Origin of the sequence: Streptomyces durbertensis, from assembly GCF_014156695.1 — a bacterium.
GTDB lineage: Bacteria > Actinomycetota > Actinomycetes > Streptomycetales > Streptomycetaceae > Streptomyces > Streptomyces durbertensis.
On sequence record NZ_WMLF01000080.1, the window covers coordinates 1 to 15,890 of the forward strand.

The 15,890-nt window shown below is 74.9% G+C and carries 15 protein-coding genes; 10 read left to right on the forward strand and 5 right to left on the reverse strand.

Features of this window, described 5'->3' with window-relative positions; translation table 11 throughout:
- The first annotated feature begins 64 nt into the window (after window positions 1-64).
- On the forward strand, window positions 65-1,528 hold the full coding sequence (locus GL263_RS08165) for a DNA-3-methyladenine glycosylase 2 family protein (RefSeq protein ID WP_182854919.1): 1,464 nt from the start codon (window positions 65-67) through the stop codon (window positions 1,526-1,528).
- 21 nt (window positions 1,529-1,549) lie between these two features.
- Here the strand turns inward: GL263_RS08165 and GL263_RS08170 are convergent, their stop codons facing one another.
- Window positions 1,550-1,939 (reverse strand): PPOX class F420-dependent oxidoreductase, encoded by a 390-nt coding sequence (locus GL263_RS08170; protein ID WP_182854920.1) that lies wholly within the window; start codon window positions 1,937-1,939, stop codon window positions 1,550-1,552.
- Window positions 1,940-2,106: 167 nt separating this feature from the next.
- Here GL263_RS08170 and GL263_RS08175 point away from each other — a divergent pair, with 167 nt between their 5' ends.
- Entirely contained in the window at window positions 2,107-3,927 is a 1,821-nt protein-coding gene (locus GL263_RS08175; protein ID WP_182854921.1) for a protein phosphatase 2C domain-containing protein, read from the forward strand.
- A gap of 118 nt (window positions 3,928-4,045) precedes the next feature.
- Here GL263_RS08175 and GL263_RS08180 read toward each other — a convergent pair whose 3' ends face one another.
- Together GL263_RS08180 and GL263_RS08185 are read right to left on the reverse strand one after the other, a co-directional pair.
- Entirely contained in the window at window positions 4,046-5,143 is a 1,098-nt protein-coding gene (locus tag GL263_RS08180; protein ID WP_182854922.1) for a DUF2637 domain-containing protein, read from the reverse strand.
- Window positions 5,144-5,291: 148 nt separating this feature from the next.
- Window positions 5,292-6,149: a (2Fe-2S)-binding protein gene (locus tag GL263_RS08185; RefSeq protein WP_182854923.1), complete on the reverse strand. Its 858-nt coding sequence runs from the start codon at window positions 6,147-6,149 to the stop codon at window positions 5,292-5,294.
- A 136-nt stretch (window positions 6,150-6,285) separates the two neighbouring features.
- On the opposite strand from GL263_RS08185, the gene GL263_RS08190 reads away from it, so the two are divergent.
- Window positions 6,286-7,074: a GntR family transcriptional regulator gene (locus GL263_RS08190; protein WP_182854924.1), complete on the forward strand. Its 789-nt coding sequence runs from the start codon at window positions 6,286-6,288 to the stop codon at window positions 7,072-7,074.
- Window positions 7,075-7,117: 43 nt separating this feature from the next.
- Here GL263_RS08190 and GL263_RS08195 read toward each other — a convergent pair whose 3' ends face one another.
- Entirely contained in the window at window positions 7,118-7,909 is a 792-nt protein-coding gene (locus GL263_RS08195; protein WP_438947931.1) for a hypothetical protein, read from the reverse strand.
- A 592-nt stretch (window positions 7,910-8,501) separates the two neighbouring features.
- Complete coding sequence (locus GL263_RS08200; protein WP_182854925.1) at window positions 8,502-9,734, reverse strand: hypothetical protein; 1,233 nt, start codon at window positions 9,732-9,734, stop codon at window positions 8,502-8,504.
- Between the two features lie 136 nt (window positions 9,735-9,870).
- Between GL263_RS08200 and GL263_RS08205 the strand changes: the two genes are divergently transcribed.
- From GL263_RS08205 to GL263_RS08230, 7 genes are all read left to right on the forward strand, one after another.
- On the forward strand, window positions 9,871-10,848 hold the full coding sequence (locus GL263_RS08205) for an ABC transporter substrate-binding protein (protein ID WP_182854926.1): 978 nt from the start codon (window positions 9,871-9,873) through the stop codon (window positions 10,846-10,848).
- Window positions 10,849-11,027: 179 nt separating this feature from the next.
- Window positions 11,028-11,960, forward strand: a complete 933-nt coding sequence (locus GL263_RS08210; RefSeq protein WP_267132755.1) for a FecCD family ABC transporter permease — start codon at window positions 11,028-11,030, stop codon at window positions 11,958-11,960.
- Window positions 11,957-12,976, forward strand: a complete 1,020-nt coding sequence (locus tag GL263_RS08215; protein ID WP_182854928.1) for a FecCD family ABC transporter permease — start codon at window positions 11,957-11,959, stop codon at window positions 12,974-12,976. Before GL263_RS08210 ends, GL263_RS08215 begins: the two co-directional genes overlap by 4 nt.
- A 49-nt stretch (window positions 12,977-13,025) precedes the next feature.
- On the forward strand, window positions 13,026-13,832 hold the full coding sequence (locus tag GL263_RS08220; RefSeq protein ID WP_182854929.1) for an ABC transporter ATP-binding protein: 807 nt from the start codon (window positions 13,026-13,028) through the stop codon (window positions 13,830-13,832).
- A 72-nt stretch (window positions 13,833-13,904) separates the two neighbouring features.
- Window positions 13,905-14,033 carry a streptamidine family RiPP gene (gene amiA, locus GL263_RS28820; protein WP_267129467.1) on the forward strand — a complete coding sequence of 43 codons (129 nt, stop codon included), beginning with the start codon at window positions 13,905-13,907 and terminating at the stop codon, window positions 14,031-14,033.
- Window positions 14,034-14,237: 204 nt separating this feature from the next.
- On the forward strand, window positions 14,238-15,083 hold the full coding sequence (locus tag GL263_RS08225; RefSeq protein WP_438947932.1) for a hypothetical protein: 846 nt from the start codon (window positions 14,238-14,240) through the stop codon (window positions 15,081-15,083).
- The coding region (locus GL263_RS08230; protein WP_182854930.1) for a CocE/NonD family hydrolase at window positions 15,080-15,890 on the forward strand (811 nt) is incomplete at its 3' end. The genes GL263_RS08225 and GL263_RS08230, both read left to right, overlap by 4 nt.

The following is a 15,890-nucleotide window of genomic DNA, read 5'->3' on the forward strand; positions in this document are numbered from 1 at the left end:
CCTCACCACCGTGTCCGATTTCCGCGAGTGATCACGCTCGAGGCAGGCGCAGACTGGAAGGGTGATGGACGATGAGAGCAGGTACGAGGCGGTCCACAGCAGGGACGAGCGGTTCGACGGCGTGTTCTTCACAGCCGTCCTCACCACCGGCATCTACTGCCGCCCCAGCTGCCCGGCCCGCACCCCCAAGCGGGAGAACGTGCGGTTCTACCGCTCGGCCGCCGCCGCGCAGACGGCCGGCTTCCGGGCGTGCCGCCGCTGCCGCCCGGACACCGTCCCCGGCTCGGCCGAGTGGGACGTGCGGGCGGACACCGTGGGCCGGGCCATGCGGCTCATCGGCGACGGCGTGGTCGACCGGGAAGGCGTGAGCGGACTCGCCCGGCGGCTCGGCTACAGCGCCCGCCAGGTGCAGCGGCAGCTCACCGCCGAGCTGGGCGCGGGCCCGGTCGCGTTGGCCAGGTGCCGGCGCGCCCAGACGGCACGCATCCTGCTGCGCACCACCGGGCTGCCGATCACCGAAGTGGCGTTCGCCGCCGGGTTCGCCAGCGTCAGGCAGTTCAACGAGACGATCCGAGAGGTCTACGACCTGACCCCCACCGAGGTGAGAGGAGCCTCCGGCGGGACGCGGGCCGACGCCGAGGGCGTCTCGCTCCGCCTCGCCCACCGCGGACCGTACGCCGCCGGACCCGTCTTCGACTTCCTCGCCCGGCGTGCGGTCGAGGGCGTCGAAGAGGTGGTGGGCGAGCCGGGAACGCGCTGCTACCGGCGCACCCTGGCGCTGCCCTACGGACATGCCGTCGCGGAGGTCGGCGAACACGGCGGGCCCGGCTGGCTGCCCTGTCGTCTGGTCCTCTCCGACCTGCGGGACCTCGGCTGCGCCGTGCAGCGCCTTCGCCGCCTGTTCGACCTGGACGCCGACCCGTACGCCGTGGCCGAGCGGCTGGGGGCGGACGCCCGGCTGGGCCCGCTGGTGCGGGAGGCCGTGGGCCTGCGCTCGCCGGGCGCGGTGGACGGATCCGAGCTGGCCGTACGCGCCGTGCTCGGGCAACAGGTGACCGTGGCGGCCGCCCGCACGCTCGCCGGACGGCTGGTCACCGCGTACGGCAAGCCGCTGCCGCACGCCTCGGGCAGCCTGACCCGGCTGTTCCCCGCGGCGGAGACCCTGGCCGAGGCGTCCCTCGTGGAACTGGGCATGCCCGCCGCGCGGCGGGAGTGTCTGCGCACGCTGGCAGCGGCGCTCGCGGACGGGTCCGTGGTGCTCGACCCGGGCGCGGACCGGGAGCACGCCGAGCGGGCGCTGCTCGCCCTCCGGGGGATCGGGCCGTGGACCGCCGGCTATGCGCGGATGCGCGCGCTCGGCGACCCCGACGTCTTCCTCCCCGGAGACGTCGGAGTCCGACAGGGCCTGGCCCTCCTCGGCGCCACGCCGGCTGACGCCAGGGACTGGCGCCCGTGGCGTTCCTACGCGCTGCACCACCTGTGGCGTGCGGCCGCCACAGGCGCGGCCACCGCCACCCGCGCGGGCTGAGGTCTGTCCGCCGGGCAGGCCCTAGCTGTCCTCAAGGCCCCAGCTGTGGATCCATCGGGGGTGGACGCGGATGATCTCGCTGCTGAAACCGGGGCCCAGATCGTCGCGCCCGGTGAGCAGTTCGGCCTCGCCGCGCACCTCGACACCGCGCACGTGCCACGGCGAGACGCTGACCAGGTCGTCGACGACAAGGGCGACCTTCGGGTTCGTCCGCAGGTTCCGCCACTTCTTCGTGCGGGCGAGGGCCTGGCCGCCGACCCAGATGGTGCCGTCCGGCTGCGGGAAGAACCCCACCGGGTTGGCCTGCGGCTGACCGTCGGCGTCGACGGTCGCCAGCCGACCGAGTCGCTGGCCGCGGAGGTAGTTGATCTCGGCCGGGCTGAACGACTTGTTGGGGCTCGTGTCCGTCATGGTCAAAGGTTCACACACCCTCACCGGTTGTGCATCGGAGGGGACGGCACTCCGGACCTGCGGCGAACTGTCCGGGCGTCAAGGTGACGTTGCGTCAGGAGGCTGGTCGGAGTGAAGCTTTGTGTCGAACCGCTGGCCGATTCGGTACAGGCTGGGACAATAGCGGGATGGATGGGCAGGGGGAGAGGGCACCGGAGCACGACTGGTGGAGCCGGCTCTACGGCGAGGAGAACGCGGACGTCGGCCGTGCGCCGGTCGGCGACACCGTCGACGAGCGCTTCGACTCGGCCAGCCGGGCGACAACCGCGTTTCCCGCCCAGGGCGGTGCCCCACCGGAGAGATCCACGGACGAGGACGGCCCCGCGCGGCCAGCCGGGACGGCGGGCGGTGGTGACGAGGACCGGTCCGGTGCGGGCCGGTCCGACGCGGGCCGGACCCTTCCGCTGGGCACCCGTCGGCCGTCCGTCCCCCGCGGGCGGGACGGCACGTCCTCGACCGAGGCGGGCAAGCCGCGGCCGACCGGGCCGCCGGAGGGGAGCGGGCCCCTTGATCCGGCCCCGCCACGCGCGGACCCCACCGGCCGCCCTGCCGCCACCGGCGCCGCTGACGCCCCTGAGGCCTTCGACTCCGCGAACGCCGGTGCCGCCGGCGGCTCGGCGGAGGTGACCGAGGTCTCCGGGCAGCGCCGAGGCCGGGAGTCCCGACACCGGCCACCGCCCGGTGAGGAACGTCCCGCGGAGGAGGAGTCGTCGTCCGCGAGGAAGGAGGCGGACAGCGGAGCCCGGGGAGGTGACCGCCCGGCCGATGATCCGGCCCGCGGTCCGGCGACCGCCGCCGTGGTGCCGTCGCCGGGGCGGCCGGAGACCGGGGCCGCGGCCACCGGCCGGGGGCAGTCGGCTTCCGAACCTGCTGCCGAACCAGCTGTGCGGCCGGCGACCCGGCGGCTGCTCCGCGCCCGGGCCGCCGCGCTGCCGGACCCCTCCGGCGACGGCGCGCGTCGCGGACGCGGCGCGGCGGGGGAGCGGGAGTACATCGGCGACCGTCCGCCCACCTACGAGCCGGAACCGACAGTGCTGCCCACCGCCGACCCCGAGCGTCTCGGGGAGCTGGTGCCCGACACCGTGCTGGACGGCACCCGGCACGGCACGCTCACCGTGCGGGCGGTGTCCCAGCGCGGCGACTCCGGCCGGTTCCGCGGCCGTCCCCGGGGCGACGCTCTCCTGACGGCCGGGTTCGGAGTGGGCGAGGAGGGTCTGCTGCTGGTGGCCGTCGCCAGCGGCAGCCGCGCCGCGTCCGCGGGGCACCTGGCGGCTCGTGAGGTGTGCGAGTGGATCGGCGGTGCGATCGGACGCAGCCGTGTGCGACTGGTGGAGGACCTTCGGGAGGGGCGCCGCTCGGCGCTGAAGTCGGGCCTGGGCCGGTTGACCGCCCGGAGCCTCGGCAGGCTCCGGGCGAGCGCCGCCCAGCAGGGGCTTGACCCGGCCGACTACACGGCCGGACTGCGCTGCCTGCTGCTGCCTGCCGACCCGCGCTGCCGGGTCAGGCTGTTCTTCGGCGTCGGACCGGGAGGTCTCTTCCGGCTGCGGGACGGCAGCTGGCAGGACCTGGAACCGGCTTCACCGGCGGGCCCCACGGTCGCGGGAGGCGGCCTGGAGCCGGGCGTGGCGCCGGGCCCGGGTGCGGAAGACCTCACGGGGCCCGCTACCGGTGGGCCGACGGGTTCGGGCGAGTCGGGGCCGGAGCCGGTCACCCCGCCGTTCCTCTTCCGCACCTCGCTCGCCGAGGCCGGCGACACGCTGCTGCTGTGCAGCGGCGGCATGGCCGGGCCGCTGCGGGGGGAACGCGAGTTCCGGGCGGTGCTGGCCGAGCGCTGGTCCGGCGCGGAGGCGCCGGGCCTCGCGGACTTCCTCGCCGACGTGCAGCTGCGGGCGAAGGGCTACGCGGACGACCGCACGGCGGTCGGCGTCTGGGAAGGCCGGTCGATCTGAGCACGGCGGTCGATCTGACGACGGCGGCCGGTCCCGACACGGCGGTCCGAGCGGGAGCAGACGGCTGGACCGCGAGCAGGGGAGACGTCGCACCGCATCGGGCGCCGGTGCGACGTCCTCACCCGAACTGCCGCTCGATCGCGGCGAGTTTCTCCTCCAGCGAGTCGAGTCGGTGGCCGGCCTGGCCGCCGTCGTCCGGATGCTCGTCCAACTTGCCGCCGCCCTCGTGCCGGGCGCGGCCGCCGACCGTCTCGTCCGGGCCGGACTCCAGGGCCGGGCGGCTGCGCACCGGCAGCCGCCCGGGTTCCACCTCGGCGGAGTCCAGCGGCTGCGGCCCGACCTTCGCGGCGGCGGCCTGGCCGGGGGTGATCTCCACCTCCACGCGCCGGTTGTCGCCCCTGCGCCACATGCGGTGCTGCCGGTCCAGGGCCTTCATCCGGGCGCGTTCGAGCTTGCGCTGCTCCCGTGCGCGGGCGCGCTCCTCCTGCTTGCGCTGCCGGTCCTCGCGCACCTCGTCCACCGCCTCGTCGAGGGTGCGGACGCCTTCCAGCAGCATCAGCGACCAGGCGCGGAAGGTCTCCCTCGGCGCCCTGATCCACCGGACGGCCCGGATCTGCGGCAGTGGTCGCGGGACCAGCCCCTGCTCCCGCAGCGCGCTCTTGCGGGTCTGCTTGAGGGCCCGGTCGAAGAGGATCGCCGCGGAGAGCGACATGCCCGCGAAGAAGTGGGGTGCGCCGGCGTGGTCGTCGCCGCGCGGCGCGTGCACCCAGTTGAACCATGCCGCCGCCCCGGCGAACATCCACACGAGTATCCGGGAGCCCAGTGAGGCGTCGCCGTGGCTGGCCTCCCGGACGGCGATGACCGCGCAGAACATGGCCGCGCCGTCGAGCCCGAAGGGCACCAGGTACTCCCAGCCGCCGCTGAGGTTGAGGTTCTGACGTCCGAATCCCACGAGTCCGTGGAAGGAGAGCGCGGCGGCGACTCCGGCGCAGCAGAAGAGCAGCAGGTAGGAGGCGGTCGCGTAGATGGTCTCCTTGCGTCTGCGGCGTTCCTCCGCCTTCTCCCAGGAGTCGCTCTGGCCGTTCGCGCCCTCGTCGCGTTCGTCGCGCTTGCGTCCCCTGGCCAGCAGCACCACGGCGGCGAGGAAGCCGACAAGCATCACGGTGCCTGCCAGCACCCAGTTGAGCGAGATATCCGTCAGTGCCGCAAGTGTCATCGCTGCCCCTAGTTCGGCCGTCCACGGCCGTGGCTTCGCTTTCGCGGAGCATCCTGGCCGAATTGGCGAGGCTCGCAGGGGCTTTCCCGCTAACTGACCGCTAATGGGCGGCTGCTGCGCCGAATTGGGGCTTCTGGTTTCGAACGTGTCAGCTCTGCTCGGTCAGACGGGCGATTCGTTCGCTGTCACAGGTGCGCGGACAGGTCACACACGCCTCACGCGGACGCAGTGTGTAGAACAGGCAGCAGTTGGCCCGGGTGCGGGTCGGGTGGGCGGTGCCGTCGGGGGCGTGGAGTTCGCGGAAGCCGGCGCCGCTGGGGAAGGGGCCGGTCGCCCCGGGCAGCAGGCGTTCGGCCTCCGCCATGGCGTGCCGCTCCTCGCCCAGCAGCCGGCCGACGTACCACAGGCCCTCCACGATCTCGTCGGAGGCGACGCCCCACAGTGCCCGGGGGCGGCGCCGCATGCGGGGGCGGAAGCCGTCGAGCACGGGGGCCAGGTGTTCGGCGACGGCCGACCTGACCTCCTCGGCCAGCGCCTCCTCGTCCGCCACCACGCGGGCTCCCGGCGCGGCGGCCGCCGGGTCGTCCGGCAGGCAGGCGAAGGGGCCGGTCCGCACCGCCAGCCGGCCCGCCTCGCGGTGGAAGGCGACGGTCCCGGCGGGCAGGCGGGGGACCCGGCGGTGCAGGTACCAGGGGAAGGTGATGAGCAGGGTCGCCGGCCAGGCGTAGCGGTGCAGACCGAAGGAGGCGACCACGTCGGGCCGTCCCCGCTGTCCGTAGTCGCGGAGGATCTGCTGGTCGTCCCAGGAGAGGAAGGAGTCGGTGACGCCGCCGCCCTCGGCGAGCTGCTCGGTGGTCACCCAGCCGTCGCCCTCGGGCAGGCTCCGGCCCCCGCGCAGCTCCTGCACGCGCAGTGCCGGCAGCAGTTCGGCCAGCCGCGTGTACGCGGCGCTCAGCGGGGTGTCCGCCGGGGCGGACCGGGCTGGTGCGAGAGTGGTGGTGGCCATGCGGCGGTCCCGATTCCACGATCGTTAACAGGTAAGCCTTACCTTAGCTGATGTAATCGAGGTTTGATCTCCCGCACTCTGCGCCTATGGTGCTCTTCGGACAATCAGAGGTGTCGACGTCAGGGCAGGAGGGCGGATGAGCGAGACCGGCGCGGAGACGATCACGGGGGCGGAGGCCGCCCGCGACCCGCGGCGTGGGCTGCCCGCGCAGCAGCGCCGGCTCGCCCCGGCGCGCCCGTCCGCCGCGCCGGGCCCGGCGGAGGCGATCGGCCCGGGCCCGGGCGAGGCGGTGCGCGGTGAGCACGTGCACGGGGAGCAGCCGGCCGGGCCGCGCCGCCACTCGGTCCGCGCGCAGGTGCTCGACGCGTTGCGCGCGGCGCTGCTCAACGGGGAGCTGAGCCCCGGCCACGTCTACTCGGCCCCGGTGCTCGCCGCCCGCTTCGGCGTGTCGCCGACGCCGGTCCGCGAGGCCATGCAGCAGCTGGCCGGCGAGGGTGTCGTGGAGACGGTGCCCAACCGGGGTTTCCGGGTCGCCGAGCGCACCGCGCGGGATGTCGCGGAGCTGGCCGAGGTCCGGGTGATGGTGCAGGTGCCGGCGCTGCACCAGGCGTCCCGGCTGCGCGCGCCCAGCAGTTGGCGCGCGCTGCGCCCGCTGGCGGACGAGGTGCTGAGGTGCGCGGTGAACGGTGACGTCACCGGATACGCGGCGGCGGACCGGGCGTTCCACGCGGCGCTGGTCGAGCCGTGCGCCAACCGGCGGCTGACCCGGCTGGTCGAGGAGCTGTGCCGGGGCGCCCAGCCGGGCCTGCTGGACCGTGCGGCCGCCTGCGGGGTGGCCGCACGGTACGGGGCGCTACTGGACGCGCTCGCCACCCCCGACCTGCCCGCCGCCGAACGGCTGCTCCGCGAGATCCTCGCGGTCTGAGAGCGCTCGCCCCGGCGCCGGGTGCGTCCGGGGCGGTCCGGGGTCAGGCGGCGGCGAGTCGTCCGGCGAGCCAGGTGGGAACGCCGCCGAGAAGCCGGAAGAGCCGGTTGGCCTCGGCGCGCAGGCGGTCCGCCTCCGGTTCGGGCGCGACGTCCGCGAGCGACACCAGCGCGGGTGCCATGCCGACGAGGAAGCCCAGTTCCTCCCGTATCCGCAGCGACTCCGCGAAGCCCTGGCGGGCCTCGGCCAGCTCGCCTTCCCGCTGGGCGAGGCCGGCGAGGTGGCGCCAGGTGAAGGAGCACAGCAGCGAGTCGCCGTGGGTGCTGGCGGCGGTGTGTGCCCGGCGGTAGGCGGCCTCGGCCGACTGGGGGTTGTCCGCGAGGAACTCGGCGAGCAGTCCGCGTCGGAAGTCCAGCAGGGCCCGCTCGGGCGCGTCGGGCGGGATCAGCGCGGCGGCCCGGCCGAGCGCGGCGCGTGCCTCGTCCGAGCGGTCGCGACCGCCCACGACGGTCGCGGCGTAGGCGAGTTGGCCGCGTTCGCAGGCCGCCGCGCCGCGGTCCACGTCGGAGGTGGCGGCGGCCTCGGCGGCGCGCACCGCCTCCTCGGCCTCGGCCCAGCCGGCCGCGGTGAACAGGCAGCGCTCCACGAGCAGGGCGGCTCGGCGCACCGCCTGTCTGGGCTCCTGCGCGGCGTGTGCGTCGAGCAGGGCCGCCGCGTCCTCCCAGCAGCCACGGGAGCGGAGTCGCCAGATGGCGGCGCTCAGTGGATCGTCTCCCTCCGGATGCTCCCGGATGCCGTCCCGCCGAACCGGACCTGACCTGGCGGGTTCCGCCACAGTGCCCTCCCCAAGCGCGCCTTCGAGCCGGAAATCCGCCCCCGGGTGTGTCGTGGGTCGTGCTCCGGCTCGCGCCCCTGCCGCCGGTCCGCACGACACCCCGAAGCTGCGAGATGTGGTTCGCATCTCAGCACGGATCACGCCGCCGGGCCAAGGGTTTGGTGTGAATCTGTTCACAATCTTGGTGCGGGCGCGTCGGGAGGTGGGGCCGACGCCGGCCCTCGGCGGGGTGACCTGTGACGACGTCGGTTTCCGGTTGCGCTCAGAATCGGCCAAACAGGAGAGCCGGAACGGTGGCCGGGGAGGCGTCGTTGACATACGTCGTGTGCGCGGGAAACAGGGCCGTGACCGGTACGGAAGAGGGAAGTACGGCCCGACTGGCGTGGCTTGATCTCGATTGTCCGGCGTGTGCTCCGGCCTCGTCGCCGCGGCGGGTGATGCGCCGACGACTACACATGCTGTACAAAGGAGTTGTGCCTGCCCGGTGTGCATCCCCCGTCGCACCGGGCAGGTGCTTTTTGTAAGGCGTCCCTGTTCCCGACAGTTCCCGACAGTTCCCGACCGGGTTCCCGGCTCTTTTCGGGAAGGGCTCTCAGCGCCCGTTCGCATCCCCCTCCGCGCCGTCGCCGACGCCGATCATCGCCAGGCGGCCGCCGTGGTCGAGCGGGGTGCCCACGTCGAGCACGCGGGGCTCTCCGCCGCCGTCCGCGTCGAGCAGCAGCACCTCGCCGTGCCCGCCCCGACTCACGGCCACCCATCCCGCGCCCGGCGAGGCGGCGACGGCCCGCCGCTGCACGCCCTCCCAGGGGGAGCGGCCCCCTTGTGGCGCTCCCTCCATCGCTGACAGCGGCACCCGGCGTACCACCTCGGGCCGGCTGGAACCGGCGTCGAGCAGCAGCAGTTCGTCGCCGTCCGGGTGGATGCGGGTGAAGGCGGCGTGCCGCCCGGTGAACGCCATCCGGAAGACCAGGCCGGGTCCGAGGTCGCACACCTCGGTGCGGTGGCCGTCGATTTCGTGGCGCCAGGCGTGGTTGGTCCACTCGCTCCAGCGGTGCGGCTCGGCCGGGCCGCCGCGCAGACAGGACCACAGGGTGCGGCGGCGGGGGTCGAGCCGGAGGAAGTAGCCGCGCCCCGGCGCCCGCCAGGGCAGCGTCGCCTCGGGGAGAAGGACGCCGTCTTGGAGGCGTGCCCGGTGCACGCCCTCACTCGTGGCGGCGAACGTCCGGCCGCTCAGCGGGTCCTGGGCGTCCCCGTGGCCGTCGGGCGGCAGCGGCACGCTGTGGTGCGCGGCGGCGGGCGGGCAGCCGGGGGCCGCATCCAGAAGGTCCGACCAGCGATGCACGTCCCAGGCGCCGGGTTCCCGGTGGCGCAGCGCCACCCAGGTGCCGTCGCCGTCGGCCGGGTCGGTCAGGACGGTCACGCCCGGCTCGCCGGCGCGGGTGCGGACGCGTACGCAGTCCCCGCTGGCCAGGTCGAGCACGGTCAACAGCTCCGACCAGGGTGTGTTGTTGTCGCCGAGGCCGGTGGTGAGCGCCAGGCGCCGCCCGGCGGGGTCGGCGGCGAGTTGCTCGGCGGGCGTGGCCACCGGAAGGCGTCGCCCGACAAGCGGGCCGCCCCGCAGGGCGCCGAACGGGTCGAGCACCAGCAACTCGCCGGCCCGGTCGTCGACGCAGGCCAGTCGCCCGCCGGGCAGGGCGAGGAACCCGGGGTGCTCGGCGAGGTGTCGGCCTTCGAGCGCGGCGACCGGGGTGCCGTCGGGGACGGTCAACAGCCTTACGCGACCGGCGATCTGGTCGGAGACGAGCAGTAGGGGAGCGGTGGTCATGAGGTTCTGCCCTCCGAGCGGGTGAAAACTTGTAATGATAACGATTATCATGTGTACCCTGCCTGCTCGGAGGGAATGGGGCGCCCGCCGAGGCAGTCCGCTGGCCCCGCACCTCAAGAAGGAACTGAGAATCTCCATGCCGCGTACCGCGCTACGACACACCAGACGACTCATCGCCGCCGCCGTCCTGGGTTCCCTGTTGGCCGGCTGCGGCGGAACCGCCGAGACGGCGGACGACGACGGCAAGGACACCGGCGCCAGGACCGCGCTCAAGGTCGAACCGATCGAGTCCGCCCGCGAGATCAAGGACGTCAAGGGCGTCCGCGTGGCCACCGACAAGGCACCGGAGCGGGTGGTGTGCCTCGTCGCCATCTGCGACGACATGCTGACCGAGCTGGGCCTGAAGCCCGCGGCGACGAACAACGCCCTGCTGGCCCACGAGGACTTCCTCGGCAAGAAGGAGGCCGCGAAGGTCCCGGTCGTCCCCGGCGGCTTCATCGCGCCCGAGGTGGAGGCGATCCTCTCCCACAAGCCCGACCTCGTCATCGGCCTCAAGGACACCCACGGCAAACTGGCGCCCGCGCTCAAGGGCGCCACGACGTTCTGGCCGGTCCAGCCCGACGACTGGCAGGACAGCGTCGCCTACCTGCGCGACCTCGCCGCCCTCACCGGCCGCACCGAGGAGGGCGAGAAGGCCGAGCGGACGTTCCGCGCCAAGCTCGCCGCCGCCGAGAAGAAGCCGAGCGAGCTGACCTCGCTGATCATCTACGGCAACGACGAGAACTTCGGCGTCGCCACCCCGGGTACCGACGTCGCCGCCGGGCTCTTCCCCAAGATCTCCCGCTACCCGTGGAAGTCCCGTGGCGTGGAGGGCAGTTACAGCCTGGAGGAAATCCTGGCCAAGGACGTCGACGTGCTCTTCGTGGAGACCCTGTCGTTCGGCGAGGACGACGGCAAGCTCTCCGAGAAGCTGGCGAAGAACCCGCTGTGGGGCAGGATCCCGGCCGTCCGCAACGGCGACGTCCACGAGGTCGACTCCGAGGTGTGGGCCAAGGGTCGCGGCACCCGCTCGCTGAGCATCGTGCTCGACGAGGCCACGGCCGCGCTCCGGTGAGTCGGCGGCCCCTCGCGCGGGCGGCGGACGGGGCGCGGGACACTCCCGCCGGCGCCCCGTCCGCCGCCGTTCCGCCGCAGCGGCGTTCTCCCGCCGGCGGAGAGGCGGCGCGTGACGGCCGCTCCCGCCTGCGGCGCGCCCAAGTTCCTTTCGCCGTAGGTCTGTTGCTGCTCGCCGCGATGGCCGGGCTGTGCCTCGGCACGCCCGTCGTACCGCCGCATCTGCTGCCGGAAGCCCTGCTCGGCGGCGCCGAGGACCTGGCCTCCCTCGTGGTCACCGAGCTCCGGCTGCCGCGGATGGTGCTCGCCCTGGTGGCCGGCGCCTGCCTCGGTGCGGCCGGCCTGGTCCTCCAGGAGGCGCTTCGCAACCACCTGGCCGTGCCCGAACTGCTGGGCGTCTCCTCCGGTGCGGCGCTGGGCGTCGCGGCGCCGCTGGTCCTCGCGTACTCGATCCCCGCCGTGGTGCAGCCCGTGCTCGCCATCGCCGGCGCGACGCTGGGCGGGGCCCTCACCCTGCTCGCGGCCGGCTTCGGGCGCAGCCCCTCGGCGGTGCTGCTGACCGGGGCGGCGGTCGCGGCCGCGCTCCAGGCGGCGCTGCTGGTGATGATGGTGATGGCCGACCAACTCGACCTCCAGCTCATCTACCGCTACCTGCTCGGCTCGCTCTCCGCCCGGACCTGGGACGACGTCGGCGGGCTCGGGCCCTGGCTGCTGGTGGCCGGCCCGGCCCTGGTGCTGTGCGCTCCGGTGCTCGGTGTGCTGCGCCTCGGCGACGACGACGCGGAGGCGCTGGGCGTACGGGTGCGTCGTGCCCGGCTTGCCGCGCTGGCCGTGGCGGTGGTGCTGATCGCGCCCGTCGTCGCGGTGTGCGGCCCGGTCGCCTGGGTGGGCTTCCTCGCCCCCCAGCTGGCCCGGCGCTTCAATCCCGGTGGTGACGCGGTGAGTTGGCTGCCGTGGGCGGCTGTCTGGGGCGCCGTGGTGGTGGTCGTCGCCGATGTCCCGGCACGGCTGGCGCTGGCACCCGTGGAGACGCCGGTCGGCGCCTGGACGGCGCTGCTCGGCGTGCCCGCCGGCGTGCTCCTGCTGCGCCGCGCGACGGGAGGTGCGCGATGACGGCGACGGTCAACCGCAGGTTCCTGCTGGTGGGCGCGGTGCTGCTGGCGGCGGTCTGCGCGCAGGTGCTGGCCGGCCGCGCGCTCTCGCCACCGGCCGTCTGGGACGTGCTGACCGGCGGCGGCGACCACACCGACCGCCACGTCTTCTTCCAACTCCGGGTACCCCGGCTGCTGGTGGCGCTCGGCGCCGGCGCCTGCCTGGGCGTCGCCGGGCTGGTGCTCCAGTCCGCGCTGCGCAACCCGCTGGCCGGTCCCGAGGTCACCGGCGTCACCCCGGGCGCGGTGCTCGGCGCGGTGACCGCCACCGGGCTCGGACTGGCCGGCTGGGACTCCCCGGCGGCCGTGGTGCTGGCCGCGACCATCGGCGGCTTCGCCGGCGCGGGCCTGCTGTGGCTGCTCGCCGGCCGACAGCGCTCGGACCCGGCGGGCACGGCCGTCTACGGCGTCCTCGTCTCGGCGGTGCTCGGCGGACTCACCGCCATGGTCCTGCTGGTCGCGCCGGGTGAACTCGGCAGCGTGGTGCAGTGGCTGGTCGGCTCCACCGAGGGCCGGGTGTGGCACCACTGGCATCTGATGTGGCCCTGGGCGCTGGCCTGGGCGGTGCTGGCCTGGCTGCTCGCCGGTCCGCTGACGTTGCTGCGCTGCGGCGACGAGCAGGCCGCCGCCCTCGGACTGGCCGCCGACCGGGCGCGGGCGCTGGCGCTGCTGTGCGCGGTGGCGCTCACGGCGGCGGCCGTCTCCGCGGTCGGCGCGCTCGGCTTCGTCGGGCTGCTCATCCCGCACGTGGCGATCGCGGTGTTCGGCGCGGACCTGCGGGTGACGCTGCCGGGTGCGGCGCTGCTCGGCGCGACCGTGGTGTGCGTCGCGGACGCCCTCGCCCAGTCGCTGGCCCGCGCGTTGGCGCTGCTGCTGGACGCCGGACGGCTGACGCTGCCGGTCGGCGCGGTCACCAGCTTCCTCGGTGCGGCACTGCTGCTGCTCGCGGTCCGCCGCACGCCCGACCGTGAGTACTGACGAGCACCGACCCCGGAGAGCAGGTCCAGTGAGGCAGACAGGAGTGGAGATGGCGGACGCCGTCGGAATCACGGTCGAGGACGTGTCCTTCGGCTACCCGGGACGCCCGGTGCTCGCCGGCGTCGAACTCCGGGTGGAACCGGGCGAGTTGACCGCGCTGGTCGGACTGAACGGCTGCGGGAAGTCCACACTGCTGCGGCTGGTCGCCGGGCTGCTGCGGCCGGCGTCCGGCCGGGTGCTGCTGGGCGAGGACGACCTGGCGCGGCTCTCCCGGCGGGCGACGGCCCGCCGTGTGGCGCTGCTGCACCAGTCCGCGCCGGCCGTACCCGGCCTGACCGTGAGGCAGTTGGTGCGGCAGGGCCGCTACGCGGCGCGCGGCCCGCTCGGCATGCTGCGCGCGGGGGAGGACGCGACGGTCGCGCGGGCGCTCGCGGACGCCGGCGTCACCGACTGGGCGGACCGCCCGGTGGACGCGCTGTCCGGCGGCGAACGGCAGCGGGTGCGGCTGGCGATGGCACTGGCCCAGGACACCCGGGTGCTGCTGCTCGACGAGCCGACCACGTACCTCGATCTGCGGCACCAGCTGGAGGTCCTGCAGACGGTGGTGCGGCTGCGGGAGGAACGCGGCCTGACCGTGCTGATGGTGCTGCACGACCTCGCCCACGCGGCCCGCTTCGCCGAGCGGATCGTCGCGCTGCGCGGTGGCGTGGTGGTCGCGGACGGCGCGCCCAAGGAGGTGGTGACACCGGCGTTCCTCGCGGAGGTGCTGGACGTCGTCGGCCGGGTGGGTGTCGACCCGGAGGGCGGGTGGCCGGTGTGTTACCCAGATCACCCCGCAGTGGGTAGTAAACGATAATCATTTTCATCTACTCTCTGTTGTGCGGCGCCCGAACGGACGTCGCACAGTTGAGAGTTACGGAGGATCACCATGGAGCAGGAGCGGATCTTCGCCCCGATCGCCGACCCGGGTCAGCTGGCCCACAACTCGGCTTCGCACTCCAACGCGCTCGTCGAGAACCCCTTCGACGAGGTCGACGGCAACGCCGACAGCGAGTAATCCGGCGTAACCGCCAGGCGGGCCCGCTCCGGCAACGGGCGGGCCCGCCGCTCTCGCCCCACCCGCCGCCCGCCGCGCGTCGACAAACCGCGCCACCCACCGAGCGAACCGACGAAAGGTCTCATCGTGTCCAGCCAGCCAGGGTCTGTCCGACCGGCCGCAGCGGCGTCACGGCGTCTGGCACCCGGTGTCGAGGCGGTCGCCGTGCCCCCGCGGACCGAGGGCGGCCCCACGGGGATGGCCGTGCGGACCGCCGACGGGGAGTTCCTGCGGGTCAACACCGGAGACGCGCCCGTACCGCGGCTGCTCGCCCGTCTCACCGGCGAAGCGGCGCCGCAGGTCGAGGACGCGGACCCCACCCCTGACTCCGGTGAACTCGACCGGCTCACCGACGCGTTCGAGCAGGCCGGCTACCTGACCGCGGGCCCCGCCACCACCGACTGGGCCGCCGACCGCCGCACGGTGTGGCTGCTCGGCGACCCGCGTGTCACCGGGCCGCTGGCCACGCTGCTGACGGACGCCGGCGCCGACCCCCGGCCGACCGGACCGACCGCACTCGACGCCCTCCTCGGCGAACCCGGCCGCCCGCCGGCACCCGCAGCCGTCGTCTGGTGCCTGGACGAGCCGGTCCCGCCCGGGCTGTGGGACGCCGCCGACCGGCTCCCCGAACGCGGTGTCGCCTGGCTGCGCTGCCACCGCGAGGGCTGGCAGGCATGGCTCGAACCGCTGGCCGCGCTGCCCGGCGACGTCACCTCCGCCCACATCCGCGCCCGCCGACTCGCCGCCACCCCCGCCCACCGCGAACTCGCCGCCTACTGGCGCGGCTCGCGTGCCACCGGCCACCAGGCCCCGCTGACCGGTCCCGCCGCCGCGCTCATCGCCGCGCTGCTCGCCGCCGACCTGGCCGACTGGGCGGGCGCGGCCCCCGGCGCCGCCGCCCTGCCGGCCCGGCGCCGACTGCGCCGCGTCGACCTGCGCGACCTGACCGTCGAGAGCCACCCCGTGCTCCCGGTGCCGCCGGTCGCCCCCCGACGACGCGGAACGCCATGACCTCCACGCCGACGCCCTCACCGACGCGTCCACCCGCCGCGCGCACCCACCGGATCCCCGCCCCGGACGGCGTGCTCCTCGCCGCCGACGTGCAACTCCCGGACGGCGAGGGGCCGTTCCCGACCGTGCTCATCCGCACCCCGTACGGCCGCACCGGGCACCGGGCGGAGCTGGCCGGCTGGGCCCGGCACGGGTTCGCCGCCGTCGCCCAGGACGTCCGCGGCCGCCACGACTCCGACGGCGACTGGTGCCCCTACACCGCCGAGCACGGCGACGGCGCGGCCACCGCCCGCTGGATCCGCCGACGTCCCTGGTCTGACGGCAGGATCATCGCCGCCGGCGGCTCGTACGCCGCGTACTGCGCCCTCACCCTCGCCCTCGACGCCCCCGAGGACGCGCGCCCGGACGCCGTCATCACCGCCGTACCGGTGCTCGGGCCGGCGGAGACCGCCCGAGAGGCCGACGGCTGCGAGCGGCTGTACGACCGCGTCGGCTGGTGGACCGCCCACGGCGGGCGCCGTGTCGGCGACTCCTCGGCCTTCGACGACGCGCTCGCCGCCGACCCCCACCTGCTCGACCGCCTGCCCGTCTCGGACCTTCCCCGGCGGCTGGGCCGGCCGCTTCCCGGCTGGGCCGAGCTCTGGGAGGCGCCGTACGGCCGGCTGCTCGACCGGGCCGCGGACGCCACCGTGCCGCTGCTCGCGGTCGGCGGCACCCACGACACGTTCGCCGCCGAGACCGAACGGCTGTGGAGCCGCTGGGGCGGACCGTCGGCGCGGCTGCTCATCGGCCCCTGGGGGCACGGCC